Raw genomic sequence first — 26,839 nt, 5'->3', positions numbered from 1 at the left:
GGTCCGGCCGTGTGAATCGTTCACAGGGCCGGACCCACCCACCTAGGGATGTACGAGCATCCGGTCGATGCTGATCCCCCGACCCGAGTCCGAGTCGTTGCCCTTGCCTGTCGCCACGAGGGTCAGCGTGTGTTCACCGGCTCCGAGGGCGGGGCTGGACCAGATCAGCTGGTTGCCGATGCGGGTGCGGCCGTAGAAGTCGGCGGTGCCGACCTCGACCCCGTCGACGAGCACGGTGGCGATGCCCTGGTTCGAGGCTCGCATCCCGTACACCTCGACGGACGAGCCGGTGAACCTGAAGTCGACCGAGTCACCTGCGGCCGTCGTCGAGGTCACCGAGGAGTGGTAGAGGCCGGTCCGGTTGATGCAGCCGGGGCAGCTCAACCAGCCCTCGCCCTGATAGTCGAAGCGGCCTTGGCCGGTGCCCTCGCTCTGGTCGTCCACCGAGCTCGGTCCTCCGTTCCCACGAACCACCTCGACACGGTCGACCGAGACTCCGCCGCCCACGCTTCGAGAGCCGGAGGGGACCTCGAAGCGGAGGGTGTGCGCCCCGTCCACCAACACAGGGGTCCGCCACTCGACCTCACGGTTGCCGCCATAGGGCAGCACCACGGTCTCGTTCTCGTCGATCGATACCCTCGCGCTGCCGGGACGGGCACCGGACAGACCAGCGAGCGTGGCCTGGGTTCCCTCGAACTCGACCGTGAAGGATCCGCGGTGACGGCTGACATCGATGGTCTGGATCGGCTGCAGCGGGTCGACCGCGAGGTCGGCGAACTGCACCGCCGAGTAGTTGCCCGAGAGCCCGATCATGCCGGAGGTCCAGGTGTCGTCGGTGACCTCGCTGACCCGGGTGCCGTCGATCGACGCGGTGATCACCTCGTCGGCGAACGACAACTCGAGGTCGTGCCAGTCCGCGCCGGTGGCACCGGTCGATCCGCTGGTCAGCTCCAACCACGACTTCCCACCAGGTACGCCACGGCCCAGTGTCCATGTCCCGTCGGCGTCCAGGCTCAGCCCGTAGCCGTTCGGCACCGGCGCCATCGCGTCGTTCGAGACGCGGCCGAGCACCTGGGCCGTACCTCCTTCGGGCACGTACGCCTCGACCGAGGCCGTGTAGTCGGACCAGTTCAGGTCGCCGAGGATCCCGGCCGGCTGCTTCCAGGCGGCCCAGGAGATCGCGGGCTGCGGGGAGACCTGGGTCAGGCACGTTCCCTTGCGCCCGCCCTGGCAAGGCCGCTCCTCGTAGGCGCCCTCCATCTGGGAGAAGTAGGGCGTCTGACCGCTCGTTCCGCCGGCCGCGAGGGTGTTGCGGTACGGGAACGGGAAGGCGGACTCGTGCCGTCCCTCGGCGGCGCCGAAGCCCTTAGCCGTCGTGGTCGTGACGGTGACGACCGCGTTCGCCGGCACGGTCACGGCGTACGTGCCGTCCTGGTTCCTGCGCAGGTCGGGCTGGCGGACCAACCGGTCCTCTGCAGTCGACCGCCAGACGTGCAGGTCACGCGCCTTCAGTCCGCCCTCGACCGAGAGCGTGACCGTGCGGGGCGCGGCAGCACCGATGGTCTCGATCACGGTGCTCCAGTCACCGCCCGACGGTGCCTTGCGCGTGACGAAGCTGCCCTGTGCCGTGTCGGCTGCCGCGAGGTAGCCCGAGGAGGTGTCGAGATACTGCCATCCGGGCTCGGCGAACCTCGTCGTCTGCGCGACCGCCCAGATCGCCGACTGCACCTGGTAGGCGCCCGACCACGGGGTGTTCGCCCGCATCAGGCCGGCGTCGGAGATGCTCAGGCCCTCGTAGTAGGACGTGATCAGGTTCCAGAAGTTGACCCCGGTGATGCGACCGTCGATGTAGGCGTGGTTGATCAGCGACGGGACCGAGGCGGACGATCCGCCCGCGCCCCACTCGGCCGACCAGGGTCCACCCTCGGAGATCCACAGTGGCTTGCCCAACGCCTGGGCGGTCGCCGAGCTGGGACCGCGCGAGTAGTGGTTGCCGAGCAGGCCGACCGCGTCGAAGAGCTCGGGGTCGTCGGTCATGTCGACGGCGATCGGCCACTCGCCCTTGCGTGCAGCCTCGTCGGAGGCGATTATCCGCACGTCCGCGTAGCCGGCCGCGTCGAGGGCGGCGCGGTAGTCCTTGATCCACTGGACCTCGTACTCGCGCTCGTTGCGTACGCCGACGTTGTCGATGGTCAGGTCGTGCTCACGGGCGCAGTCGAGCCAGTCGATGAAGTAGTCGATCGTGTCCTGCGAGTAGTACTCGCCGTCGCCGAGCCATCCCGGGGCGCCCCAGGCGAGACCGCCGAGCTTGATCTTCGGGTTGCGCTTGACCGCCTCGCGCATGAGCCACCACGAGTAGCCGGCGTGACAGCTGACCTCACCGCGTACGTGCTCATGGCTCGACTCGGAGCCGTCGGTCGTGTTGGTGTCGCCGCCGATCTCGACCTTGAGCATCTCCAGCGAGGCGCCGTAGCCGGGCTTGAAGAGGTAGTCGAGGATCTCAGCACGCTCCTCGCGCGGGTAGTCGAGCAGCAGGCGGGATGTCGCCCCGCCGCCGGAGGTCGCCCCGACGCCGTCATAGGTACGTCCCGCGCTCCCGCCGTCGACGGTGATGGTGACGTGCTCGGCCGAGCTCGCCGTGGCGGCGACCGGGGCGGCCGCCGCGGTCCCACCGACCAGGGCGGTCCCGACCAGGAGCGCCGCGGCCATGACCGACGCCATCGGGAGTAGGCGTCGACGGTTCTGCCTTCGTTCTCGTGGCCCGGAGGGCTCCGGGGCATGGGTGACTCGCATCGTGGTTGCTCCTTGCATCTCATGCTTTCAGGCGATGGCCTGGTCGTGGATCGTTCGCGGCGAGACCTGGCTAGAGGCACACCTCGGTACGGCCCGCGCCCACCGTGGTTCTGCGCGGGGCGCCGCCGCCCCCGAACACCTGCAGGCTTGTCGAAGCGTCCGCGTTCACCTCGAAGCAGGCGCGCCGTGCGGAGGGCACGAAGTCGCGCACCACGACCCGCCCGCCGGCGGCCTGGAAGACCTTGCGGCCGTCCTGCCGCAGCTCGGTGCGCGCCGGGCTCACCATCGCGGCGTACGAATGCCCGGCAACCCGCACGTCGTCGACCGTGTTGCGGCCCTCCAGGGCGTGCGATCCGAACGTGACAGCCCCGGGCAGGCCCCACGCGTCCTCGGCCACCAACTCGTGCACCGCCATCAGCGGCATCACGCTCGACCAGGTGTAGTAGCGCCAGGCGCTGTCGACGGCGGCCGAGCTGATGGCCTGGCCCGGCTCCGGGTCGAAGTACTCAGGGAACCAGCTGTCCTCGTCCCAGCTGTCCAGCCACATCGTGGTGCCCTTCTGAGCGAGCTCACCGGCCGCCTCGTCGAGGCCGTACCGCTTGAGGCCGTCATAGACCGTGGCGTTCATGGGCGGCCACACGGCTCCACGCCACTGCTCGCAGGAGTTCTCCTGGCCCCAGCCGATGTAGTAGCGGTAGCCGGTCGAGGCGTTCGGTCGGTCGAGTCCGTTCGCGCAATACTCCGGTGCGCTCCGGCTGATGCTCGGCACGGCGTACTCGCCCCAGAACTTCTCGGGGTCGAGCAGATTCTCCCGCACGGTCCGCTCCGCCCGCCCGTCGGTCGCCAGTCCCCCGAAGAGCGGGTAGAAGATCGTCGGCGTGATGACCTGGCCCCAGCGGCCGTCGAGGTGCCGGTCGAGGTACATGCCCTGTTCCTGGTTCCACAGGGTCTTGTTGGCGGCCTTCCTCACCTTGTCGAACAAGGATTGGTAGCGGCGCGCGTCGTCGTGGCGGTCCAGGGCGTCGGCCAGTTCGGCCATCGACTGCGCCATGAGGGCGTAGTACGAGGTCAGCGCCACGTCGGTGAGGTCGGTGTTGTCCCGCTCGTCGCCGCTGCCGCCGTCCTTCGGCACACGGTCGGCGGCGGCGTAGAGCGGCAGGTCGTCCAGGCCCAGGTGGTTGCCGACCTTGCTCGGATCCGGGTCGTACGGGGCCTCCAGAAGGCCGTCGCCGTCGACGTCCCACTCGGGCAGCCTGGCGATGAAGTCGGCCAGCTCGGGGTAGGCCTGCTCCACGAGCTCACGGTCACCGGTCGCTGCGTAGATCCGCTTGACGGCGTAGGCGTGCATCGGTCCGGAGTGGAGCTGGTCGTAGCGCGGGCCGCCGGCGTCGAAGATGTCCTTCTCGTGCTGCCGGGCCAGCTCGGGGTCGACGGTGAGCGCGATGATCGCGTCCCACGCGGAGTCCCAGCCGGTGAAGATGTTGTCGTTCTCCGCACCGCCGCGTCCCCAGCCCCACACCAGGAACCTGTTGCGGTGCGTCTCGTCGTAGTTGGCGTTGAGCGCGATGCCGCTGCGCATCGCCGTCGCGGACCGGCCGGCAGGCCCGCTGCCGCTGAGCGTGCCGCGGTCGGCGCGGGCCTCGGCGCGGTCGAGCGCCGCGAGGATCTCGCCACGGGGGGCGGCGGCTGTTGCTCGCGGGGCGCCCGAGACCGATGTGGTGAAGGTGATCGTCTCGTCCGCGTCGAGCGAGTAGCGCAGTGCCGCGGCAGCCTCGCCCGGCTCCGCCGGCTCGCCCTCCATCGCCGCCACCAGGTCGTCCATCGAGGCGTACGCCCCACCGGCGTCGGGACGCTGCGTGGGTGTCAGTGCGAAGTGCCCGGTCAGATCGGGGTCGTCGAGGCCCGGGCTCGAGGCGCGGATGCCGTCGCCGGCGACGTGGTAGCTGCTCGGCTCGCTCCACGGGGGCGCCGTCTCGAGGAACACGGTCGTGTCGTCCTCGAGCGCGGTGACCGACCCCACCAGGGTGTTGGGTGCCGTGCGCGCGAACCTGATGACGATCGTCTGCTCGTCCCGGCGGACCTGCTCGTACTTCGCCTCCAGGCCAGGCAGGAGGTCCCGGGCCTCCCGCACCTGGTCCGGCGACCAGGCATCAGGGTCGGCGAGGATCTCCCGCAGCGCGCCGAGCCGTTCCGGCGTGATCGTCCGGTCATCGCTGCTGATCCGCACCTCGTAGTACGAGCCGTCGGTGGTCACGGGACCGACATCCGCGACGTGCGCCAGCAGACCCTGGTTCTCCCGGATCAGCCGATTGCCCGACGTCAACAGGTTCACCCGCAGGGCGAACCTGCTCTCCCCCTTCCCGACGTACAGTGCGCCGTTGTCGTCCCGCTCGGTGTAACCGGGCATGGCGAACGGGCGATCGAGCGCGCGACCGCCCCGGTCGCTTTGGTCCGCAGAAGCGGCGGCCGGAACGCTGCCGGCCGCATCCACTGCCGCCGCACCGGACCCTGCGGCCGCCGACGCCGCGACAACGCTCGCGACGCCGACGGCAAGGGCGAGCCGCCCACGGCCGACTGCTCGTTTCACACCACTCTGATTGTTCATGCCTGCTCCTTTGTGAGCGCTAACATGCGTGCGAGGCAAGAGTAGTAAGACATATGATGAGTGACAAGTGTCACATGACGTTCTGTGTCGACCCGACATTGGGAGGCATCGACCAGATGTCAGATATTCGGGCATGGTTGAGCCGCACACCGGCTCCTCCCCGTGTCCACAGTGATCGGCGACGTGACGTCGCCGCCGTCTCAGCTCGCCACAAGCTCGGCGGCGCGGGCGATCCCCCGCAATGACTCTGTTCGACACCGGAGAGCGTGATGGGCTCTCGCGGCGCGACCGCTGTGCAGTAGTGCTCGAGCCGACCGGATCGATTGATCACCGCCAGCTTGTGGTGTGCACCGAGTCGATGGAGCCGGCGGGCCCGCGCCGAGCGCGATCTCGCTCGACGTGGTCCAGCTGCGCAAGTCCCTGCTCCATGCGTACCTCTCGCAGGCGTGCACGTCTGCAGCGAGGCCGAAGTAGAACATCACCCGCTCGCCTGGCTCCTGCACAACCCGGTCCGCGGCCCGGTCAGCTCGCGGCGTCTGCGATCTCGACCTCGCCCCTGCGTACGACCTCACCGCACGCCTTGCAGGCCAGCACGGGGTGGAACTCCGCGCCACAGGAGTGCTCGAACCTCGCAGGCGGGCCGTCCTCGCCTGCCAGGTGACGGTCGCCGAACTCGCGCATCGTGGCGATGATCGGCGCGAGCGACCGCCCGAGGTCGGTCAGGTGGTATTCGAACCTCGGCGGGCGCTGCTCGTACTGGACCCGGGTCACCAGTCCGTGGGCCTCGAGCCTGCGTAGACGGTCGGTGAGGATGTCGCGCGGGCCGCCCGTGAACCGGGCGATCTCCTCGAACCGGCGGCTCCCGAGAAACAGCTCGCGAACGACGAGCAGGGTCCATTTGGAGCCGACGAGCTCGAGCGTCCGCGCCACCGAGCACTCACGTACCTGCGTCATCATGCTTCGATCCTAATCGAGTTGGAAAACCAAACCAACCCGAGTACGTTGGAAAAACCAACTCATCACGGAGCGGCGCCCGCGCCCTCGAACAGGAGAACCACATGCCCACTCTCGCGAACGCGGTCGTCCTGGTGACCGGAGCGAACGGCGGACTCGGCACCCACTTCGTCGACCAAGCGCTCGAGCGCGGCGCCGCCAAGGTGTACGCCGCGGCCCGCAAGCCCCGCGAGTGGAACGACCCGCGCATCGTGCCGCTGAGGCTCGACGTAACCGACCACGACTCGGTCGCCGAGGCTGCCGCGGCGGCCGGAGACGTCACGGTCGTCATCAACAACGCCGGCGGCTCCAACGGCGCCAGCGTGACCGGTGACCTGCGCGCCGCGCGCGACCTCTTCGAGACCAACTTCTGGGGAGCGCTCGATGTCACGACCACCTTCCTGCCGTCGCTGCGCGCGAGCAAGGGGGTCGTCCTCAACGTGCTCTCGGTCCTGAGCTGGTACGGCGTCGGCGACGCCTACAGCGCCACCAAGGCCGCCCTGTGGTCGGCGACCAACACCCAGCGCCTCGCGCTGGCGGGCGACGGCATCCACGTCGCCTCGCTGCACCTGGGATACACCGACACCCCGATGACCGTCGGCATCACCGAGCCGAAGAACGACCCGGCCGACGTGGTCCGCAGTGCCTACGACGGCCTCGAGGCCGACGCGTACGAGATCCTCGCCGACCAGATCAGCGCCGACGTCAAGGCCGGCCTCGCCCAGCCGATCGAGGCGCTCTACCCGCAGCTGGCCCGCTGAACCACGCACAGGAGACGCTGATGACCCTCGAGTTCGACGCCTTCTACCTACCGACCGGCGAGGACGGAACGTTCGAGTCGACCCCGGCGACGGCCAGCCCCTGGGACCACTCGTTGCAGCATGGCGGACCTCCCGCTGCCCTGCTGGCCCGGGCGATCGAGTCCGTACGCTCCGACCCGGCCCTGTCCATAGCCCGGTTCACGGCCGACATGCTCGGCGGCATTCCTCAGGGAACGATGCGCGTCGAGGCGAACGTGGTCCGGCCGGGTCGTCGCGTCGAGCTCATCGAGGCCTCGCTGTGGGCCGGCGACCGGCTCGCCGTCAAGGCGAGCGCCTGGCTGATCCGGTCCACGCCGGGGTCGACCCGCGAGCACTGGCGTGAGGAGAAGGTTCCCGCCATCCCGGCGGCCTCCTCCGAGCGCTTCTTCGACGGGGTCAGCCCGGACTGGGGCTATGGCCGTGCCATCGACTGGCGGTTCATCAGCGGGGGTTACGAACCCGGCCCGGCGACGGTGTGGGCGCGCCTGCGTGTCCCGCTGGTCGCCGGCGAGCAGGCCTCGCCGGTGCAGCGCCTCCTCACCCTGGCCGACTCCACCAACGGCCTCTCCGGCTCGCTGCCGATGACCTCGTGGTACTTCATCCCGCCGACCGTGACCGTCACCATCGAGCGACCGCCCACGACCGAGTGGATGCTGCTCGACGCCCGCAGCACCATCGGCCCGGACGGTATCGGCCTGGCCCAGGGCGACATGGCCGACGAGCACGGCACCTTCGCCATGGTCGCGCAGCCGCTGATGGTCGCGCCCCGCTGAGCCACGCTCCAGCACGTTCGCTGTTCCGACCCGACTCGCAAACCACCGCTTGAACGAGAAAGAGGACCACCATGCCGAACGCCTTCATCGTCGACGCCGTCCGTACGCCCGTAGCCAAGGGCAAGCCCGGCGGCGCCTACTCCGAGATCCACGCCGTAGACCTCCATGCGCACACGCTCGCCGCACTCGTCGAACGCACCGGCATCGACCCGGCCGTCGTCGATGACGTGATCAGCGGCGCGGTCGGGCAGGTCGGCGAGCAGTCGGGCAACACCGCCCGCTGGGCTCTGCTCGGCGCCGGATTCCCGGAGTCGGTCCCCGGCGTCACGGTCGACCGGCAGTGCGGCAGCTCGCAGCAGGCGCTCCACTTCGCCGCTCAGGGCGTGATCGCGGGCGCGTACGACGTGGCGATCGCCTCCGGCGTGGAGTCGATGAGCCGCGTTCCGATGGGGTCGCAGTTCCTGGGCAAGGACTTCTACGGCAGCAAGGTGAACGCCCGCTACGACGGTGGTCTGGTCCTCCAGGGCATCTCGGCCGAGCTGATCGCCAACAAGTGGGACCTCACCCGCACCGAGCTGGACGAGTTCGCGGCGGAGTCGCACCAGCGGGCCGCGGCGGCATGGAAGAACGGGCACTTCGACTCGCAGGTCACCTACGTGAACGACCTGCGCGTCGACGAGACGATCCGCCCCTCATCCACGGCCGACTCGCTCGCAGGCCTTCGACTGGCCTTCAAGGACGAGGACTCCGTGGCCAGGTTCCCCGACATCGACTGGCGAGTCACGGCCGGCAACAGCTCCCCCATCAACGACGGCTCCGCCGCACTCCTGGTCGCATCCGAGGAGGCCACCGCGCGCCTCGGCCTGACCCCGAGGGCGCGGGTCCACTCCTTCGCGGTCGCCGGCGACGACCCGATCTTCATGCTCACCGGCATCATCCCCGCGACCCAGAAGGTGCTGGCCCGCGCCGGACTCTCCATCGACGACATCGACGCCTTCGAGGTCAACGAGGCATTCGCCTCCGTCGTACTCGCCTGGCAGAAGGAGACCGGTGCCGACCTCGCCAAGGTCAACATCAACGGCGGCGCCATCGCCATCGGGCACCCGCTGGGCGGGTCCGGCGCCCGGCTGATGACCACGTTGCTGAACAACCTCGAGCAGACCGGCGGCCGCTACGGACTGCAGGTCATGTGCGAGGCCGGCGGTCTGGCGAACGCCACGATCATCGAGCGGATCTGAGCCTCCCATGCCCCAGAACACGACCCAGAGCACGACCTCCGAGCAGACCCGAGCGGTACGCGAACGCACCTACTCATGGGCCGACCCACAGGTCTTCGCCACCGCCGCCCGGGAGCTCGACGGGCTCGACTTCTTCAAGCAGCTGGGAGACAGCGACCTCCCGCCGCCACCGATCAACGCGACCCTCGGCATGGCCCTGGTCGAGGTCAGCGACGGCCGGGCCGTCTTCGAGCTCACGCCCGAGGAATGGCACTACAACCCGATCGGCACCGTGCACGGCGGCATCCTGGCGACCCTCGCCGACTCGGCTCTCGGGTGTGCGGTCCACACCAAGCTGAAGGCGGGCACCGGCTACACATCGCTCGACCTGACCATCAAGTTCACCCGCGCAGCCACCCTCGACAGCGGCACCCTCACGTGCGAGGGCCGCGTCGTGACCATCGGCCGCCGCGCCGCGACGGCCGAGGCCGAGATCACCGACAAGACGGGCCGCGTCATCGGTCACGCGGTCGCGACGTGCCTGATCATGGCGGGGAGCTGACGGCTTCGGCGGTTGCGGGTCAGCTGTCGGCGTGCTGATCGAGCGTACGCCGCAGGTCCTCCTTGCCCTTGTCCCCGACGGGGATGTCGGCGTTGGCGGCCTGGCGGCGCAGCTCGTCGCGGGTGATGTCCTGGGGCATGTCGCCGAGGTGCTCCTGCCGGCTCTTCAGGAAGGCCTTGCCCAGCTCGGCGCGACGGGCGTCGTCGAGACGGTCGCGAATGCCCGGCAGCACGGTGCTCTCCTCCTCCTCGACGTGATGGGAGACCGCCTCGACCACCTCCGCCAGCTTGTCGCCGTACTCCGCTGAGTAGGGGTCACACTCGCTGAGCTCGGCGAGGAGGCGGTCCGCCAGCAGGTGCTCCTCCTGGCTGTGCGCGACGTCCTCGGCCTCACCCGCCTCGTCCCGGGCGACCGGGTAGACCTCGGCCTCCTCGGCGCGGCTGTGTGCGGCGAGAAGTGTCACCAAGATCGGGGTCAGCCCGGCTCGTACGTCCGGTTCTCGCTGAAGCTTCTCGAACAGGCTCTCCACCTCGCGGTGGTCCTGCATGATCAGGTCGGTCACATCTTCGGACACGGCAACTCTCCTCTGCGCTGAAAGGGATCCGGCCACTCACCGGTACCCCCGAAGGCGCAGACTCAGCCTCAGTCGGGAGGCTCGTCGACGATGTGCACGGCCGCTTCCTCAGCGGAGGCGCCGGCACCGTCGATGCCTTCGTCGTGCCCGATGAGCTTCCCCTCGTCGTCTTCACGCACGCCCTCGTCGGGACTGGTGAGCCGACCGGCGCGGGCCTCGCCCACCTCCCCGGTCACCGGGCCGTCCAAGATGTCCGCGTCAGCCTCGGCCTCGGCCTCCTCCCAGACCTCCGGCTCCTCCTGAGCGCGCCGTTCGTCGATGGTCTCCCCCTCGATCTCCTCTCGCGGCGTCACACCCTTGGCGGTGACACCCCGCGGCCGCTCGGGCGGCGAATAGCCCTCGTCCAGGACATCGTCGACACCGCGGTCGTCGAGGGTGTCCTCCGGCTGAAGCTGCTCTTCACTCATGACTCGACCGGTAACCCCCGACGCCACCTCGCATGCTCCGCGAGTCGGTTGGTTCGTACGTAACCTGGTTCGGGGAGGCTGGCCGTGCTGGACCTGCAATGCGACGAATCGGGGCGACGTAGCCATGACTGCCGACCTTGCCTACGTGGTGATCGGTGCCAGCCTGCTGCTGGCCATCGTGCTTCCCGACCTCCTCAACCGGTGGGCGATCTCGGCTCCGATGGTGCTGGCCGGGATCGGGATGCTGATCGGGCTCACGCCGCTCCCCGATGGCCTGGTCATGGCACGCGTCGATCCCGCCCGGAGATGAGCCCGACGGGTCAGGTCTGTGAGCGGGCGGGTCGGGATCATCCCTACAGGGGGAGGACACGGCCCACCGAGGCGGCCACCGTGGTTCCTGTGGTTGACGCATGGCGTCCCGTAGTCGTCCTGACGAAGGTGAGGGGTTCCGATGAGCAGCACCGAGGTCGCAAACCGAGCAGGTGGTGTCCTCCTCGTCACCTGTCTGTCGACTCTGGTGGTCAACGCCAACACGTCGGCGGTGAGCATCCTGCTCCCCGCCATCAGCGCAGATACCGGCATGGATGTCACCACGCTGCAGTGGGCCGTCACGGGCTACTCGCTGGTGGGCGCCGCGACCATCGTGACCTCCGGCTCGCTGGGCGACGTGTTCGGCAGGAAGCGCATCTTCCAGCTCGGTCTGCTGCTGTTCATCGCTTCGTGTGTGCTGATCGCCATCTCCAACTCGGGTGCAGCCGTCATCGCCGGGCGGTGCATCCAGGGCGCATCCGGCGCGACGATCCTGGCCTGTGGCCTCAGCCTGCTGACGGTCGGCACACCTGAAGAAGGCAAGCTGCGGGCGGTCTCGCTCTGGGGCGCGGCGGCAGGCGTGGGTGCTGCGGCCGGGCCGCTGCTCGGCGGTGTCCTGGTCGAGCTGACTAGCTGGCAGGGACTGTTCTGGCTCGACGCCGGCGTCGCGGCAGTGTGCATGGCGATGACCGCACGCATGGTGACCGAGTCCCGCGACGAGGACCGGCCGCGTTCGATCGACGTCGCTGGCAGCGTGCTGGTCGCCGCCACCCTCACCCCGATCATCCTGGCGCTCAGTGAGGGCAGTGACTGGGGGTGGACGTCGTTGGCCACGCTCGGGTGCCTGGCAGTGGCCGTGGTGTCGGGATTCGCCTTCGTCGCGGTGGAGAAGCGGGTCGCCGTCCCCATGCTCGACCTGGCCCTGCTTCGCAACAGGGTCCTGGTCGCATCCACGATCGCCATCCTCATCGGCGCCGGCACCATCAACGCGCTGATGTACCTGGTGAGCCTCTACTTCCAAGACCCGAGCACGCTCGGGCTCAGCTCGCTGCAAGCAGGCCTGGCGACACTTCCGGCCACCGTCGGCCTCGTCGCGGTCGCTCCCCTGGTGCCACGGGTAGCGGCGCGGTTCGGCGGCCGCCCAGTGGTCGGAGCCGGCTTTGCGATCACGGCGATCGGCTTCGGCTGGATCGGCTTCGTCCAGGGCTCGTGGGCGTACGGCGCGTTCGTGCTGCCGCTCGTCGCGGCGGCGGTCGGGATGGGCCTGTCCAACGGACCCGCGACGTCAGCCTCGACAGCGTGCGTCTCGGCAACTCAGGTCGGGGCGGCCTCGGGTGTCTCCAACATGGCACGCTACGTCGGCGCGGCCGTGGCCACTGCCCTGGCTGCGACGATCTATGGCAACGTCATCGCCAGCCAGACCGCAGACGGCCGGTCCAACGTCGATGCCCTGTCCTCCGGCCTTGCCGCCGCGTCCTGGGTGATGGCGGTGTTCAGTCTCGCCGGCGTCGCGATGGCCGTGATCATGGGGCGTCACCGGGTCGCCCAGGGCACCCTGGCCGACGCGGGCGCTGCGGCAGCGGCACACACGCACACCCTGCCGACCTCGGCCACACCCACGTCAGCCGAGAGGACACCGTGACCCCACAACGGCACGTCCGCCGCCGAGTCCTCAGCCGGCGAAGGCCGCGCGGCCCTGCATGGCGGAGGTGCCGAGGTCGCTCTTGGCGAGCGGCTCCTGGGTAGTGACCGCTTCCGTCCAGGCCGCGGTGGTGGCGACCGCGGCGAAGTTGGAGTGCAGGAGGACGAGCAGGGTCTGGTGGAGTTGGTCGGCCGAGACCTTGCCGGCCTCGTTGGCCAGGTGAATGGCGCCGCTCGCGTCGGAGAGGATCTCGGCGGCCAGGCCGAGCTCCTCGGCACTCACCGCCGTGGCGATGTCGCAGTTGTTGGTCATGAAGCCGACGATGGTGATGGTGTCGACGCCCTGCTCGGCCAGCCACGGGGCGACGTCGGTGCCCGCGAAGACGCTGCTCTTGTCCTTGGTCACGCGCTTCCAGGACGGCTTGACGCGCCGCTCGATCTCGGGGTGCAGGGTCCAGCTGTGGCTTCCGACAGCGAAGACCGGAGAGTCCTCGGGCAGCTCGTGCCGGACCACGACCACGGGAAGATCCTCGCGATCGGCGACGTCGAGCGCGGCTACGATGTTGGCGAGCGCCTGCTCCCGGTCTGGGGACTGGATCTGCAGGATCCCGTCGAAGTACTCCTGCTGGACGTCGACGACGATCAGGGCGCGGCGGGGCGTGGTCATGACTGGATTCCTCTGTTCGGGTGGCGTTGGCGTTCCCCTTCACTCTGGTCGCTGCGAAGCGCTACCGTGAGTGGCACAAATGACGACTTACGATGAGATCGGGCCAGGATGCGCATCGCCGTACACGCCTTCGACGGCATCACCATGTTCCACCTCGCCGCACCCTTGATGGTCTTCGGCGAGATCGGCCGCCTGGGCCTGGCCGAGGGATGGGATCCCGTGGTGTGGACCGAGGACGGACACGGCGTACGAACGGCCGAGGGACTGCGAGTCGACGACGTCGCGGGCCCCGATGTCGTCGAGGACGCGGATCTCGTGGTCCTGCCGTCGTGGCCGAGCGACCTCCCGCCGGCCGGCGCCGCGCTGACCGGCAGGATCCGCGCCGCGCAGGCACGGGGCAGTCGCATCGCAGGCCTGTGTCTGGGCGCGTTCCCCGTCGTCGACAGCGGGGTCCTCGATGGCCGAGATGCCGTCACCCACTGGGGCGCGGTCGACGAGCTGGCCCGCCGGCGGCCGGCCGTCACCGTCACTCCGGCTGCGCTCTACCGCGACCACGGCGACGTACTCACCTCAGCCGGCACGGCATCGGCCATCGACGCCTGCCTGTCGATCGTACGCACCCACCTCGGCTCCACCGCGGCAGCCACCGTGGCCCGCCACCTCGTGGTCGCACCCCACCGCGAAGGCGACCAGGCCCAGTACGTCGACCGCCCCATGCCCGAGTCAGGAGGCGTGGGCGACCTCGGGCCGACGATCGACTGGGCCCTCGCCCACCTCGATGAACGACTCCACGTCGACGACCTGGCAGCCCACGCCCGGATGAGCCGGCGCAACTTCACCCGCCGCTTCGCCGAGGTCACCGGCACCACGCCCGCCCGATGGGTCCTGACTCGCCGCCTCGACGAAGCGCGCCGTCTTCTCGAGACCACGACCTGGCCCATCACCCGCATCGCCGAGGCGTGCGGGTTCAGCAGCGCCGTGACGTTCCGGCAGAACTTCGCCACGGCTTTCGCGACGACGCCCACCTCCTACCGCAGGCGGTTCGCCCCCTCTGCCGATGCGGCGATCTCCAAGCGCACCACGACGCCCTTCGAGGTCGGGGTGTTGCTGCCGTCGGCAACGCTGTCGAGTGGCACGAGCACGTTGGCCTCCGGATAGTACGCAGCCGCCGAACCCCGGCTCGCCGGATAGGCGACCAGGGTGAACCCAGGGGCGCGCCGCTCGACACCGTCCTCCCAGATCCCGACGATGTCGACGCGGTCGCCGTCGGCCAGACCCAGCTCGGCGATGTCGGCCGGGTTGACCATCACGATGCGGCGGGCGTTGTGGATGCCGCGGTAACGGTCGTCCATCGCGTACGGGATGGTGTTCCACTGATCGTGCGAGCGCAGCGTCTGCAGGATCAGATGACCCGGCGGGGCCTGCAACCACGTCAGGTCGTTGCGCGTGAAGACGGCCTTGCCGCTCGGCGTGCGATAGACACCGGAGTTGACCGGGTTCGGGAGAACGAACCCGGTCGGATTCTTGATCCGCTCGTTGAAGTCCTCGAACCCCGGCACCACTCGTGCGATCCGATCGCGGATCCGGCCGTAGTCCGCCTCGAAGTCCGCCCAGCGGATGCCGTACCGGCCGCCGATCGTGGACTGTGCCAGGCGCGAGATGATCGCGACCTCGCTGAGGAGATGCTCCGAGGCGGGCTGGAGCCTGCCGCGGGTGGCGTGCACGGAGCTCATCGAGTCCTCGACGGTGACGAACTGCTCACCACTGGACTGGACATCGATGTCGCTGCGGCCCAGCGTGGGCAGGATCAGCGCGGTCTCCCCGACCACCGTGTGCGAGCGGTTCAGCTTGGTGGAGACCTGGACCGTCAAGCGGCAGTTCCTCAACGCGGCCTCGGCGACGTCGCTGTCCGAGATCGCCCGGACGAAGTTGCCGGCGACGCCCACGAAGACCTTCGCCTTCCCGTCTCGCATCGCCCGGACACCGTCCACCGAGTCGTACCCGTGCCTGCGTGGTGGGTCGAACCTGAACTCGGCACCCAGTGCGTCCAGGAAGGAGTCGGGCATCTTCTCCCAGATGCCCATCGTCCGGTCGCCCTGCACGTTGGAGTGACCGCGGACCGGGCAGACCCCGGCCCCGGGCTTGCCGATGTTGCCCCGCAGCATGAGGAAGTTGACCACCTCGCGGATCGTCGGCACGCCGTGCTTGTGCTGGGTCAGCCCCATCGCCCAGCAGACGATGACCGAGCGGCTGGCCAGCACCTGCTCGTGGACCGCCTCGATCTCCTCGCGGGTCAGACCGGTGGCCTCGAGCGCAGCCTCCCAGGTGATCGTGCGGGCCTGCTCGGCGAAGGCGTAGAACCCGGTCGTGTACTCCGCGATGTACTCCCAGTCCAGCACGCCGCCACCCTCGGCCCGGTCGGTCTCGAGCAGACGACGGTTGAGCATCTGGAACAGCGCGAGGTCGCCGCCCGGGCGGATCTGCAGGAACTGATCCGCGATCTGGGTGCCCCTGCCCACCACTCCACGGGCCTTCTGCGGGTTCTTGAACCGCATCAGTCCCGCCTCGGGAAGGGTGTTGACCGCGATCACCTTGCCGCCCCGCTGTTTGGTCTCCTCCAGCGCAGAGAGCATCCGCGGATGGTTCGTGCCCGGGTTCTGGCCGACCACGAACACCAGGTCCGCGTTGTAGATGTCCTCGAGCTGGACACTGCCTTTGCCGATCCCCAGCGTCTCGCTGAGCGCCGAGCCGCTCGACTCATGACACATGTTCGAACAGTCAGGCAGGTTGTTGGTGCCGAACGCGCGGGCGAAGAGCTGGAGCAGGAACGCGGCCTCGTTGTTGAGCCGCCCCGAGACGTAGAACATCGCCTCGTCGGGAGAGTCCAGGCCGTTGAGCTCCTGAGCGACGGTGTGGAACGCGTCCTCCCAGGTGATCGGCTCATAGTGCGTCGCACCTGGCCGCTTGACCATCGGCTCCGTCAGCCGGCCCTGCTGGTTGAGCCAGTAGTCCGACTTGCCGTCCAGCGCCGAGACCGGGTGACGCGCGAAGAACTCGCGCGTCACCCGGCGCGACGTCGCCTCGTCGGCGATGTGCTTCGCACCGTTCTCGCAGTACTCGTTCCGGTGCCGGTGACCCGGCTCGGGCCACGCACACCCAGGGCAGTCCATCCCGTCGGCCTGGTTGAGGTTCAACAGCGTCAATGCCGTACGCCGCACCGATGTCTGCGTCAGCGAATACTCGATCGCCTTCCGCACCGCCGGCACGCCGGCGGCCCAGGTCTTCGGCTCGGTGACACTGAGTGCCTCCACCGGCTCTTCCACGGAGTACGCGCCGTCCGCGTCTCGCTTCACCACACCCGTTCCCTTCGCGACTCGAGCTAGCTGGCCGACCTGGGCAGCTCGGCCTCCTCGTCATCGGCCAATTCATCAGCCAGTTCATCGGCCGATTCGTCGGCAGGCGCATCGGGATCACGGGAGACCCGGATGACGAAGTCGTCACCGTGCTCCGAGACCCCGTAGACAACGGCCTGCTCGACGGCCTTGGAGGCGTACTGGGCGCGCACCACGAGTGGGTCCTCCCGAAGGTCCTTCACCAGCGATACGCACAGCCCGACCATGACGACGACGAACGGGACGGCCGCGACGATGGTGATGGTCTGCAGGCCGCTCAACGCGTCGGAACCGCCGACCAGCAGCATCACGGCAGCGACCGCGCCCGTGGCGACTCCCCAGAAGATCACCGTCGGCCGCCCCGGTTCGATGGAACCGCGCTCGGAGAGCGTGGCCATGACGATCGATGCGGCATCGGCCCCCGAGATGAAGAAGAGCGCGACCAGGATCATGACCACGACGCTTGCCACCGTCGCGAACGGGAACGACTCGAGGGTCGTGAACAGCTGGGTCTCGACGCCGCCCGCGCCTGCGATGTCCACGCCACCCAACTGGAGGTCGAGAGCTGCTCCGCCGAAGATCGCGAACCAGGCCAGGCTGACCAGCGACGGAACGAGGAGAACACCGGTCACGAACTGACGAATGGTGCGGCCGCGCGAGATCCGGGCGATGAACATCCCGACGAACGGCGTCCAAGAGAGCCACCAGGCCCAGTAGAAGACAGTCCAGCCCGAGAGCCAGGTGGCGGTCGCAGACCCTTCGGCCGAGGTCCGCGCCGACATCATCGCAACATCTTGGAAGTAGCTTCCGACAGTCGTCGGGACCAGGCTGAGGATGAACACGGTGGGACCGGCCACGAAGACGAACAGGGCGAGCCCGACGGCGAGCACCATGTTGATGTTCGAGAGCCACTGGATCCCCTTCGCGACGCCTGAGACTGCGGAGAAGACGAACCCGACCGTGAGGACGGCGATGATGGCGACCAGGACCCCGTTGCCCGTCTTGCCCAGCCCGCCGACGATCTCGAGACCGCTGCGGATCTGGAGCGCGCCCAGGCCGAGCGACGCGGCCGACCCGAAGAGCGTCGCGAAGATCGCGAGCATGTCGATGACCTTGCCACCGGCGCCATGGGCGTGGCGCCCGAGAATGGGCTCGAACACAGAACTGATGAGCAGACCGCGGCCCTTTCGGAAGACGCTGTAGGCGATCGCCAGCCCCACCAGGGCGTAGATCGCCCACGGGTGGATTCCCCAGTGGAAGAGGGTCGTGGCCATGGCCGTCTGGATCTTCTCGGACTGACCATCGCCGACAGCGCCCGGCGGAGGTGCGACGAAGTGGCTGACCGGCTCGCTGACACCGTAGAAGATCAGGCCGATCCCCATTCCGGCGCTGAACATCATCGTGATCCACGAGACCGTACGGAACTCGGGCTCCTCGCCGTCCCTGCCGAGCGGGATGTTCCCGAACTTGCCGAAGGCGAGCCACAGCACGAAGCCGACGAAGGTCGATGCCGCGGTGACGAAGAGCCAGCCCAGGTTGGCCATCACCCAGGACAACGACTTCCCTGAGACCGACGCCAGCGACTCCGTGCTGACGAATCCCCAGACCAGGAAGCCGATCGCGATGACCGCGGTCACCCCGAAGACGACGCGATCAAGACCGCCGGCATCCTTGGCGGGCTCCTCAGGAGGACAGTCGAGGGCCGGATGGGTCGGGCCTCCGTTCTGGCCGACAGATTTGTGGCGCGGAGCTACCGGGGAAAGGTCTCCGCTACGTGCCGAGGATCTCATGACGCACTCCGATCAAAGAGCTCTTGGGATGAGCAGCATCTGTCGGTGCCATAGAGGCTCCGGGTGGCGGCACGACAGTGGGGCGCTACGCGGCCAGACGCTGATATACTAGTTACCTTATATGTGATGCATCACACAAGGCAAGGGTCGATCTCGACGACGAGCTCGACCTCCACCGGGGCATCCAGAGGCAGAGCCGAGACCCCGATCACGGAGCGCGCGTGGCGCCCCGAATCGCCGAACACCCTGCCGAGAAGCTCCGAGGCACCGTTGGCGACCACGGCCTGCTCCGCGAAGAGGGTGCCGGAGGCGACGTACACGACGACCTTGACGATTCGCTTCACCTGCCCGAGATCACCGATCTCCGACTTGATCGCGGCGAGCGCGTTGAGCACGCACCATTGCGCACAGGTCTGGCCGTCGGCGACGCCGAGAGCGTCACCGACCCTGCCCGTGGCGAGCAGCTCGCCCTCCCGGATCGGCAGCTGCCCCGATGTGAAGACGAGCGTTCCCGCGCGCACCGCGGGAACGGGAGCCACGACGGGCGCGACCTCACGAACGGACAGGCCGAGCGCGGCCAGCACCACGTCCTGCCCCGACGCAGCCGCACTGGACCCACGAGGGCTCAGCAGCCGCAGCACCCGGCCCGAACGATCCGTCATACTCTGACACTATCACTGATATACTAGTTGTCGTTAGTGTGAATTTTAGAGAGCTGGCGCACATGCACGACATTGCCCCGCGGGTCGTCGTCGTCGACCACTACGACTCCTACACCTGGAATCTCGTCCACCTGATCGCCGGTGTCACGGGAGCACTCCCGGCAGTGGTCCAGCACGACACGACCACTGCCGACTACGTGCTCGGGTTCGACTACGCCGTCCTCTCCCCCGGCCCGGGGCACCCGGCGAATCCCGGTGACTTCGCCGTCGGCGGCGAAGTGCTCCGCGCAGGCACGGTTCCCGTGCTAGGTGTGTGCCTCGGCATGCAGGGCGTCGTGACCACCTACGGAGGGCGGGTCGACCGGCTTCCACCCGCACACGGCGGCGTGGCGCGGGTCCGGCACCGGGGCGACCAGCTATTCACCGGCGTTCCCTCCTCATTCGCCGCCGTGCGCTATCACTCCCTCGCTGCGACGAGCATCCCGCCGGAGCTCCGGGTCATCGCCGAGACGCAAGTCGATGGAGTTGACCCGGTGGTGATGGCCGTACGCCACCGGTCACTTCCGCACTTCGGTGTGCAGTTCCATCCCGAGTCGATCCTGAGCGAGCACGGAGCCGCGCTGATCGCGAACTTCCTCTCGGCCACGAGATGACCGCCGAGGAGCGGTTCGCCGAGATGGCGAACACGCGGCCCCGTTGCTTCTGGCTGGACGCAGGGCCCGGGCAGGCCTCCCGGTCGATCATGGGGGCCTTGCGCGACGACGACATCTCCCTCACCTACGACGCCGGGCGAGGTGAGGTGCTTCGACACCGCGGCGGAGATGTCAGCCTGGTCGGCTCGGACATCTTCACCGTCCTCGGGGACGAGCTCGCCCGCACGCCCCGGGACGAGATCTGGGTCGGCTACTTCGGCTATGCATGTCGTCCGGACCTGCCGGCCAGGACGCGGCGCGCGGGCGAGCCCGCGATGGCTGACGCGATCTGGATGCGCACCCGCAACACGATGATCCTCGACCAGCCGCCCGCACACCCGGCCTGCCCCACCGCACGAGCCCTCCCGGCCCAGTCCGTGAGCATCGCCCCGACCGCCTACACGCGGGCCTTCGACGAGGTGCAGCGGGAGCTGCGGGCCGGCAACACGTACGAGGTGAATCTGACGCACCGGATCGAGGTGCAGGACGCCATCGACCCGGCCGTTGCGTACCTGCGGCTTCGCGAGCTCAACCCGGCTCCGTACGCCGGCTTCATCCAGCATCACGGGTTCCGGCTGCTCAGCTCATCACCCGAGCGCTACGCCACGATCGACCGGAACCGGTGGATCGAGACCCGGCCGATCAAGGGAACCACCCCGCGCGGAACGTGCGCCGACGAGGACGAGGAGCTGCGCCGGGACCTGGCGTCGAACCCCAGGTTCCGCGCCGAGAACCTCATGATCGTCGACCTCCTCCGCAACGACCTGGCGATGGTGTGCAACCCCGGCTCGGTGACGGTTCCGTCGTTGATGGCGGTCGAGTCCTACGCCTCGGTGCACCAGCTCGTGACGACCGTGCGCGGCCGGCTGCGTGACGACGTCACCGGCATCGAGGCGCTGCGCGCCCTCTTTCCGGCCGGCTCGATGACGGGTGCCCCGAAGCTGCGGACCATGGAGATCATCCGACGCGTGGAGACCACCCCGCGCGGCGTGTACTCCGGTGCCTTCGGATGGATCGCACCTGACGGCCGGGCGGATCTCGGCGTCGTGATCAGAAGCCTCACGACCCCTGGCAACGGCACCTGGGAGCTCGGCACCGGAGGCGGGATCACAGTCCGATCGACCGCGCAGGATGAGTACGCCGAGACGGGCTGGAAGGCCGAGAGACTGCTGCGGGTGTTCGGCACGGCCATTGGCCTGTGACTGATGTATCAGACTAGGATGGTAAAAAGCGAACATATCGGAACAAACGAGTGGGGCTCGAGCTCAATGACAGTTGACGAGATTCTGGCAGCAACGGAGCAGCCCCCCGCCACCTCGCTCGCCGATCAGGCCTACCGATACATCCGCGAGCGCCTGGTCATGCTCGACATCCGCCCGGGGGCGCCGATCAACGACGGCCAGATCGCAGAAGCGATCGGCATGGGGCGTACACCTGTCCGGGAAGCGATCAAACGGCTCGAGGCCGACCACCTGGTCCACTCCTTTCCGCGCCGCGGCACCTTCGCCACGACCATCGACGCGACCGAGCTCAGCGCCATCGCCGAGATCCGGCGCCAGCTCGCCCCGTACGCCGCTCGGGCGGCCGCGGAACGCGCGACGACACAGCAACGTGAGCAGATGCGCGACCTCGCGGCCCAGATCGGCAAGGGCAAGCTGGGCGACGGAGATCGCACCTCCCTGATGCGCGTCGACAAGGCGGCACACGGCCTGATCTACCAGTCGAGCGGCAACGCCCACCTCGAGGACATCCTGATCAGGTACGACAACCTCGCCATCCGGATCTGGTGGATGGTGATCGACCGCCTGCCCGACCTGGCCCACCACGTCCTCGAGCAGGCGCAGCTCCTCAACGCGGTCGCAGACGGTGATGCCGACCGCGCCGAGAAGCTCACCCTCGAGCACATCGGGAGCTTCGAGCGCGAGATCCGCCAGGTTCTCTGACGCCTCAGCAGTCCAGCTGGATGTCACCCAGAGGCTTCGAGCAGCAGATCAGCACCTTCTGGTTGGCGATCTCCTTGGGCCGGATGCCGCCGTTGTGCTGCATGTCGACCTCCCCGGAGAGCATCGACACCTTGCAGGTCCCGCACATGCCCTGACCGCAGGCCGCCATCGGCCGCATGCCGGCCGCCATCGCCGCCTCCAGGATGGTCTCGTCCGGGCCACAGGTGATCATCCGGCCGCTGCGCGCGAACTCGACCGAGAACCCGGCTCCGGCCTCCTCCTCGGAATTCTGCTCGACAGGCGGTGCCGCCGTCGGAGCAGGGACCGCGGGAGCGCCGAAGTCGAAGCTCTCCTCGTGGTACTTCTCCATGTCGTAGTCGAGCTCTTCGAGCAGCGACTTCGCCGCCGCCATGTAGCCCGCCGGACCGCAGATGAACGTCTCACGCTCGTTGAGGTCAGGGGCCAGGATCTCGAGGACAGGCTTGGAGATGCGTCCCTGCAGCCCCATCCAACGCTCGGTGGGGGCATCGCCCTCGCAGATCTCCACCACTCGCAGGTTGGGCATCAGGCGTGCCATCGCCTCGAGCTCGCCGCGGTAGATGATGTCGGCCGGCGTACGCGCACTGTGCACGAAGAGGATGTCCGCCTCGGAGCCGAGGTCGTACAGCGTCCTCGTCATCGACAGCACGGGCGTGATGCCGCTGCCGGCCGAGAGGAAGAGGTACTTCGGTGCGTCGTCCTCCGGCAGGACGAACGCACCTGCCGGCGCGTGCATCGAGATCCATGCCCCGGGCTCGAGGTTGTCGTGGAGCCAGTTCGAGACCACACCGTCGGGGACCCGCTTGACCGTGATGGCCAGCCGGTCGGGCCTGGTCGGCGGCGAGGCGATCGTGTAGCAACGGGTCATCAGCTCGCCGCCGATCTCGACCCGGATGGTGATGAACTGGCCCGCCTCGAAGTCGAAGGGACGTCGCTCGGGGGTCGTGAAGACGAAGGTCTTCACGTCATGGGTGACCGCCAAAACCTGGCTGCACACCAGGTCCATCACGTCGCTCTCGGCCCAGCAGGGCTCCAGCATCCGCCGACTGCGCACTGGCGCCGGACGGCCGTTCTGCAGACCGAACGAGTTGGGCTCCGACACCTTGGGGATGTCGGTCTCCATGATGGTCATGTTTCCTCCCGGACTCCGGCTAGGCACTGGCTTGGATGCGTTGGACGTACCAGGTGACGAAGGCATCCACTTCACCCTCGACCACGGAGTACGGACCAGGTACGTAGCCCGGGTCCGCCACTCCTCGCTGCGTGCCCTCGACCAGGACGCGGTCCTGGTCGTTGGTGGCACGCCAGACGGAGGTGAGCGACTCGACCGAGTAGTCGACCCCTTCGACAGCCTCCGGGTTCACCAACCAGGTCGTCCGGACCAGCGTCCGGTCGACCGCCAGCGGGATCACCGAGAAGACGACAGCGTGGTCACCGAGGAAGTGGAACCACGAGTTGGGCTGCATGTGCAGCGACAGGTCTCCGAACCTGGGGTCCTCGATGGAGCCCATCAGCTTCGCGCAGAGCTGCTGCCCGTCAGGACCGAACGAGGCCCCTGCGCCGTCGAGCGGCAGGTGCGAGAGCTGGAACGCCGTCGTACGACCCTCGAGCTCGCAGCGCTCCTCGTGCGGGAAGCCGATCGCCTCGCGGGCCTTCTCCAGCTCCGCCTGCGCCTCCTGATAGCGCTCGAAGACCGACTGCATGCGCGGCGGCACGTCCGCGGCTTCGTAGCGGCTGATCGGGAAGTACGCCGTCACCAGCTCCGGGTGGGAGGCGTCGCAGTGGTGGCACTCCCGGTTGTTCTCCATCACCAGCTTCCAGTTGCCCTCCTCGACGATGTCGGTCTGGTGGGCGACCTTCGCCGTGGCGAGCGAGTATGGCTTCAGGTAGGGCTCGATGAACTCGCTGACCTCGTCGAAGTCGGTCGGCGGCTCGTCGGCCAGGCAGAGGAAGATCAGGCCGCCGACCGCTCGGACGTTCACCGGCTTGAGTCCGAACTTGTCGTACTCGAAGGTGTCCGTCTGCGACTCGGCGAAGATGAGGCTGCCGTCGACCCGGTAGGTCCACTGGTGGTAGGGACACACGATGTTGCCGATCGAGCCGCACGCGGACTCGAGCAGTCGTGATCCACGGTGCCGGCACACGTTCCTGAAGGCGCGAACGTTCTCGTCGTCGTCTCGAACGACGATCACGGAGTGGGCGCCGACATCGATGGTGACGTAGTCACCCGGGTCCGGGATCTCCGCCTCGGCGACAGCGAAGATCCAGTGCTGACCGAAGATGACGTCGAGATCCTGCTCGTAGATCTCCGAGCTGGTGTAGAAGGGCGCCTCCAGGCTGTAGCCGGATGCTCGCCTGTCCGCCAGGGACGCCAGCTCCACCGGCGTCGTTTCGATGCTCATACGCGTCACGTTGATGTCTCCCACGCTCAAACCGGGCAGATTCCGGGTTCAGATACGGCGGTCCGCCAGACGGCGGTTGTTTCACTCTGCACAACTACTGCGTAGCGTGAAACGATTCTGCCGCGCCGAAGAAGACGCTGTCAACGGGTCGATCTGGATTCGTCCGCAGGATTTACGCGGGCTTTACGACGTACGCGAAGTGGCCCGCATGCACGAGGCATGCGGGCCACTTCGAGGGTGCCGATTCGTCGCCTCGGCAGGCGCGGATCACTCAGCCTTGGGGAAGCCGTTCCGCTCGGAGATCGCGGCGGCGGCAGCAAGCACATGCTCGGCCAGCTCGGGCACCTTCTCGGACGTGATGCGGAACGACGGGCCCGAGGCCACCACCGCGGCGATCACCCCGCCGCCCAGGGAGCGGATCGGCGCGGCCACGCCGGCGAGGCCGATCTCGTGCTCGTCGACGGAGTAGGCGTAGCCCAGCTTCCTGACCTCGGCGAGCTGCTCCTCGAGCCTGGCCGGATCGATCACGGTCTCCTCGGTATAGCGCTCCAGCCCACCCTCGAGAATCTCCCGGCGGTCCTCCGGCGACATGGTCGCCAGGAAGACCTTGCCAGAAGCAGTGGTGTGCAGGGGGCTGCGCTGCCCGACCCAATTCACCGACGTGATCTCGGCACTCCCGATCACCTGGTCGATCGTGATGGCCTCCTCGCCGTCGTTGATGACGATGTTGACGGTCTCACCGACCGCGTCGGCCAGCGCCATACAGATCGGGCGACTCGTGACCGAGATGTCGTGCTTGCGGGTCGCGCCGGCGGCCAGCTGGATGACGCCATAGCCGAGTTGATAGTGCCCCCGGCTCGCGTTCTGCTCCACCAGCCCGCGCGCCTCGAGGGTGGCCAGCAAACGGAAGACCGTGGACTTGTGCACGCCCAATTCCTCGGAGATCGGCGTGACTCCGACAGCCCCCCGACGGGCGAGCACCTGGAGGATGGAGATGGCTCGGTCCACTGAGTGAACGGTCGTGCTCCGTGTTTCGCTCGTGTTGCTCATGCTGAAACAGTATGCCTCCTTGTCAGATCCTCCTCTTCGCCCCTACTGCCGGGTAGCCGCGGCGCGAGCGACCAGACACCTCCGCAAGAGCCCTGAAATCGGTCGAAACAAGGTCTTGATGCCGACGCCGCCGACGGTCTAGTTTGTTTCATATAGCGCTCTTGTTTCGCTATGAGAAACATCCCCCGTAACTGAGCAAGCCGGACGCCCCCATCCGGGGCAGGAAGAAGAGACGCCATGGCAGACAACAGAGTCGTCGTCTACAAGGGGCCGGGCGAGGTGGCCGTCGAGTCCATCGAGTACCCGAAGCTGGAGCTTCCCCAGGACGTCGTGAGCGGCCTGGGCATCAAGCGCGCCGCGCCGCACGCGGTGATCCTCAAGCTCGTGACCAGCAACATCTGCGGCAGCGACCAGCACATGGTGCGTGGCCGGACGACCGCCGCCGTGGGTCAGACGCTCGGCCACGAGATCACCGGCGAGATCGTCGAGATCGGCGACGACGTCCTCTTCCACGAGGTGGGCGACATCTGCTCGGTCCCGTTCAACATCGCGTGCGGTCGTTGTCGTATGTGCAACGAGGGCAAGACCGGCATCTGCCTCAACGTGAACCCGGCGCGGGCCGGCGCGGCGTACGGCTATGTGGACATGGGTGGCTGGATCGGTGGCCAGGCGGAGTACGTCATGGTCCCGTTCGCCGACTTCAACCTGCTGAAGTTCCCCGACCGGGACCAGGCCCTGGAGAAGATCCTCGACCTGACGATGCTCTCCGACATCTTCCCGACCGGCTACCACGGTGCCTACACCGCCGGCGTCACCACCGGGTCGACGGTGTACGTGGCAGGCGCAGGCCCGGTCGGGCTCGCCGCGGCGTACTCGGCACAGCTGCTCGGTGCCGCCACGGTCATCGTCGGCGACATGAACGCGGACCGCCTCAAGCAGGCCGCCAGCTTCGGCTGCGCGACCGCGGACCTGTCCTCCGGTGACGCCCTGGCGGACATCATCGCGGACATCGTCGGGGAGCCCGTTGTGGATGCGGCGATCGACGCGGTCGGGTTCGAGGCCCGCGGCCACGGCCGAGACGCCGCCGAGCAGCCCGCCACCGTCCTCAACGACATCATGGACGTGGCGCGCGCGGGAGCCTCCCTCGGCATCCCCGGTCTGTACGTCACCGGCGACCCCGGCGCCGTCGACGATGCCGCCAAGCAGGGGCAGATCGGCGTCCGGCTCGGCCTGGGCTGGGCCAAGTCGCACACCTTCGTGACCGGCCAGTGCCCGGTCAAGCAGTACAACCGCCAGCTCATGAACCTGATCCTCGCCGACAAGGCCCACATCGCCGACGCCGTCAACGCGAAGGCCATCAGCCTCGACGAGGCGCCGGAGAGCTACGCCGCGTTCGACCAGGGCGCGGCCACCAAGTACGTCATCGACCCGCACGGCATGGTGCGCTGACGCAACCGGGCTTCCCGAC

General features: G+C 68.3%; 22 protein-coding genes and 1 pseudogene. 11 read left to right on the top strand and 12 right to left on the bottom strand.

The window, feature by feature from the left end:
• Positions 1-42: 42 nt before the first annotated feature.
• The 3 genes from OH802_RS13600 to OH802_RS13590 form a co-directional block, all read right to left on the bottom strand.
• The gene (locus tag OH802_RS13600) at positions 43-2,709 is read right to left on the bottom strand and encodes a hypothetical protein (protein WP_406028734.1); all 2,667 of its coding nucleotides are present in this window, start codon (positions 2,707-2,709) and stop codon (positions 43-45) included.
• A gap of 154 nt (positions 2,710-2,863) precedes the next feature.
• On the bottom strand, positions 2,864-5,398 hold the full coding sequence (locus OH802_RS13595; RefSeq protein ID WP_406028732.1) for an amylo-alpha-1,6-glucosidase: 2,535 nt from the start codon (positions 5,396-5,398) through the stop codon (positions 2,864-2,866).
• A gap of 522 nt (positions 5,399-5,920) precedes the next feature.
• Positions 5,921-6,355: a winged helix-turn-helix transcriptional regulator gene (locus OH802_RS13590; RefSeq protein ID WP_406028730.1), complete on the bottom strand. Its 435-nt coding sequence runs from the start codon at positions 6,353-6,355 to the stop codon at positions 5,921-5,923.
• 101 nt (positions 6,356-6,456) lie between these two features.
• Here OH802_RS13590 and OH802_RS13585 point away from each other — a divergent pair, with 101 nt between their 5' ends.
• The 4 genes from OH802_RS13585 (at position 6,457) to OH802_RS13570 (ending at position 9,743) form a co-directional block, all read left to right on the top strand.
• Complete coding sequence (locus tag OH802_RS13585; RefSeq protein WP_406028728.1) at positions 6,457-7,152, top strand: SDR family oxidoreductase; 696 nt, start codon at positions 6,457-6,459, stop codon at positions 7,150-7,152.
• 20 nt (positions 7,153-7,172) lie between these two features.
• Entirely contained in the window at positions 7,173-7,964 is a 792-nt protein-coding gene (locus tag OH802_RS13580; protein WP_406028726.1) for a thioesterase family protein, read from the top strand.
• Positions 7,965-8,035: 71 nt separating this feature from the next.
• Complete coding sequence (locus OH802_RS13575) at positions 8,036-9,202, top strand: acetyl-CoA C-acyltransferase (RefSeq protein ID WP_406028724.1); 1,167 nt, start codon at positions 8,036-8,038, stop codon at positions 9,200-9,202.
• A 7-nt stretch (positions 9,203-9,209) separates the two neighbouring features.
• Positions 9,210-9,743 (top strand): PaaI family thioesterase, encoded by a 534-nt coding sequence (locus OH802_RS13570; RefSeq protein ID WP_406028722.1) that lies wholly within the window; start codon positions 9,210-9,212, stop codon positions 9,741-9,743.
• A gap of 19 nt (positions 9,744-9,762) precedes the next feature.
• Here the strand turns inward: OH802_RS13570 and OH802_RS13565 are convergent, their stop codons facing one another.
• Both OH802_RS13565 and OH802_RS13560 read right to left on the bottom strand, forming a co-directional pair.
• Complete coding sequence (locus OH802_RS13565; protein ID WP_406028720.1) at positions 9,763-10,317, bottom strand: hemerythrin domain-containing protein; 555 nt, start codon at positions 10,315-10,317, stop codon at positions 9,763-9,765.
• A 68-nt stretch (positions 10,318-10,385) separates the two neighbouring features.
• On the bottom strand, positions 10,386-10,784 hold the full coding sequence (locus OH802_RS13560) for a DUF5709 domain-containing protein (protein ID WP_355230437.1): 399 nt from the start codon (positions 10,782-10,784) through the stop codon (positions 10,386-10,388).
• A gap of 124 nt (positions 10,785-10,908) precedes the next feature.
• Between OH802_RS13560 and OH802_RS13555 the strand changes: the two genes are divergently transcribed.
• Together OH802_RS13555 and OH802_RS13550 are read left to right on the top strand one after the other, a co-directional pair.
• The gene (locus OH802_RS13555; RefSeq protein ID WP_406028718.1) at positions 10,909-11,094 is read left to right on the top strand and encodes a hypothetical protein; all 186 of its coding nucleotides are present in this window, start codon (positions 10,909-10,911) and stop codon (positions 11,092-11,094) included.
• Between the two features lie 141 nt (positions 11,095-11,235).
• The gene (locus tag OH802_RS13550; protein WP_406028716.1) at positions 11,236-12,735 is read left to right on the top strand and encodes an MFS transporter; all 1,500 of its coding nucleotides are present in this window, start codon (positions 11,236-11,238) and stop codon (positions 12,733-12,735) included.
• 30 nt (positions 12,736-12,765) lie between these two features.
• Here OH802_RS13550 and OH802_RS13545 read toward each other — a convergent pair whose 3' ends face one another.
• Positions 12,766-13,401: an isochorismatase family protein gene (locus OH802_RS13545; protein WP_406028714.1), complete on the bottom strand. Its 636-nt coding sequence runs from the start codon at positions 13,399-13,401 to the stop codon at positions 12,766-12,768.
• A 108-nt stretch (positions 13,402-13,509) separates the two neighbouring features.
• Between OH802_RS13545 and OH802_RS13540 the strand changes: the two are divergent.
• Positions 13,510-14,382: pseudogene (locus OH802_RS13540) on the top strand (GlxA family transcriptional regulator); the annotation flags it as partial.
• Positions 14,383-14,429: 47 nt separating this feature from the next.
• Here the strand turns inward: OH802_RS13540 and OH802_RS13535 are convergent.
• The 3 genes from OH802_RS13535 to OH802_RS13525 all read right to left on the bottom strand — a co-directional run bounded on the left by OH802_RS13535 (position 14,430) and on the right by OH802_RS13525 (position 19,245).
• Positions 14,430-16,712, bottom strand: a complete 2,283-nt coding sequence (locus OH802_RS13535; RefSeq protein WP_406028712.1) for an FdhF/YdeP family oxidoreductase — start codon at positions 16,710-16,712, stop codon at positions 14,430-14,432.
• Positions 16,713-16,780: 68 nt separating this feature from the next.
• The gene (locus OH802_RS13530; protein WP_406028710.1) at positions 16,781-18,583 is read right to left on the bottom strand and encodes a BCCT family transporter; all 1,803 of its coding nucleotides are present in this window, start codon (positions 18,581-18,583) and stop codon (positions 16,781-16,783) included.
• A 131-nt stretch (positions 18,584-18,714) separates the two neighbouring features.
• Positions 18,715-19,245, bottom strand: a complete 531-nt coding sequence (locus OH802_RS13525) for a RidA family protein (protein WP_406028708.1) — start codon at positions 19,243-19,245, stop codon at positions 18,715-18,717.
• A gap of 62 nt (positions 19,246-19,307) precedes the next feature.
• Between OH802_RS13525 and OH802_RS13520 the strand changes: the two genes are divergently transcribed.
• The 3 genes from OH802_RS13520 (at position 19,308) to OH802_RS13510 (ending at position 21,880) form a co-directional block, all read left to right on the top strand.
• Entirely contained in the window at positions 19,308-19,898 is a 591-nt protein-coding gene (locus OH802_RS13520) for an anthranilate synthase component II (protein ID WP_406028706.1), read from the top strand.
• An 89-nt stretch (positions 19,899-19,987) separates the two neighbouring features.
• A complete protein-coding gene (locus OH802_RS13515; protein ID WP_406029287.1) occupies positions 19,988-21,139 on the top strand; it encodes an anthranilate synthase component I family protein in 1,152 nt (383 codons plus the stop codon).
• Between the two features lie 66 nt (positions 21,140-21,205).
• Positions 21,206-21,880, top strand: a complete 675-nt coding sequence (locus OH802_RS13510) for a GntR family transcriptional regulator (RefSeq protein WP_406028704.1) — start codon at positions 21,206-21,208, stop codon at positions 21,878-21,880.
• A 4-nt stretch (positions 21,881-21,884) separates the two neighbouring features.
• Here the strand turns inward: OH802_RS13510 and OH802_RS13505 are convergent, their stop codons facing one another.
• The 3 genes from OH802_RS13505 to OH802_RS13495 all read right to left on the bottom strand — a co-directional run bounded on the left by OH802_RS13505 (position 21,885) and on the right by OH802_RS13495 (position 25,329).
• Entirely contained in the window at positions 21,885-23,051 is a 1,167-nt protein-coding gene (locus OH802_RS13505; protein WP_406028702.1) for an FAD-binding oxidoreductase, read from the bottom strand.
• 19 nt (positions 23,052-23,070) lie between these two features.
• Entirely contained in the window at positions 23,071-24,321 is a 1,251-nt protein-coding gene (locus OH802_RS13500) for an SRPBCC family protein (protein WP_406028700.1), read from the bottom strand.
• Positions 24,322-24,588: 267 nt separating this feature from the next.
• On the bottom strand, positions 24,589-25,329 hold the full coding sequence (locus OH802_RS13495; RefSeq protein ID WP_406028698.1) for an IclR family transcriptional regulator: 741 nt from the start codon (positions 25,327-25,329) through the stop codon (positions 24,589-24,591).
• A gap of 279 nt (positions 25,330-25,608) precedes the next feature.
• Here OH802_RS13495 and fdhA point away from each other — a divergent pair, with 279 nt between their 5' ends.
• A complete protein-coding gene (fdhA, locus tag OH802_RS13490; RefSeq protein WP_406028695.1) occupies positions 25,609-26,820 on the top strand; it encodes a formaldehyde dehydrogenase, glutathione-independent in 1,212 nt (403 codons plus the stop codon).
• The last annotated feature ends 19 nt before the right edge of the window (positions 26,821-26,839 follow it).

It is taken from the genome of Nocardioides sp. NBC_00850 (genome assembly GCF_045207335.1).
Classification (GTDB): Bacteria; Actinomycetota; Actinomycetes; order Propionibacteriales; family Nocardioidaceae; genus Nocardioides.
This window is presented reverse-complemented; position numbering and strand designations above follow the sequence as displayed.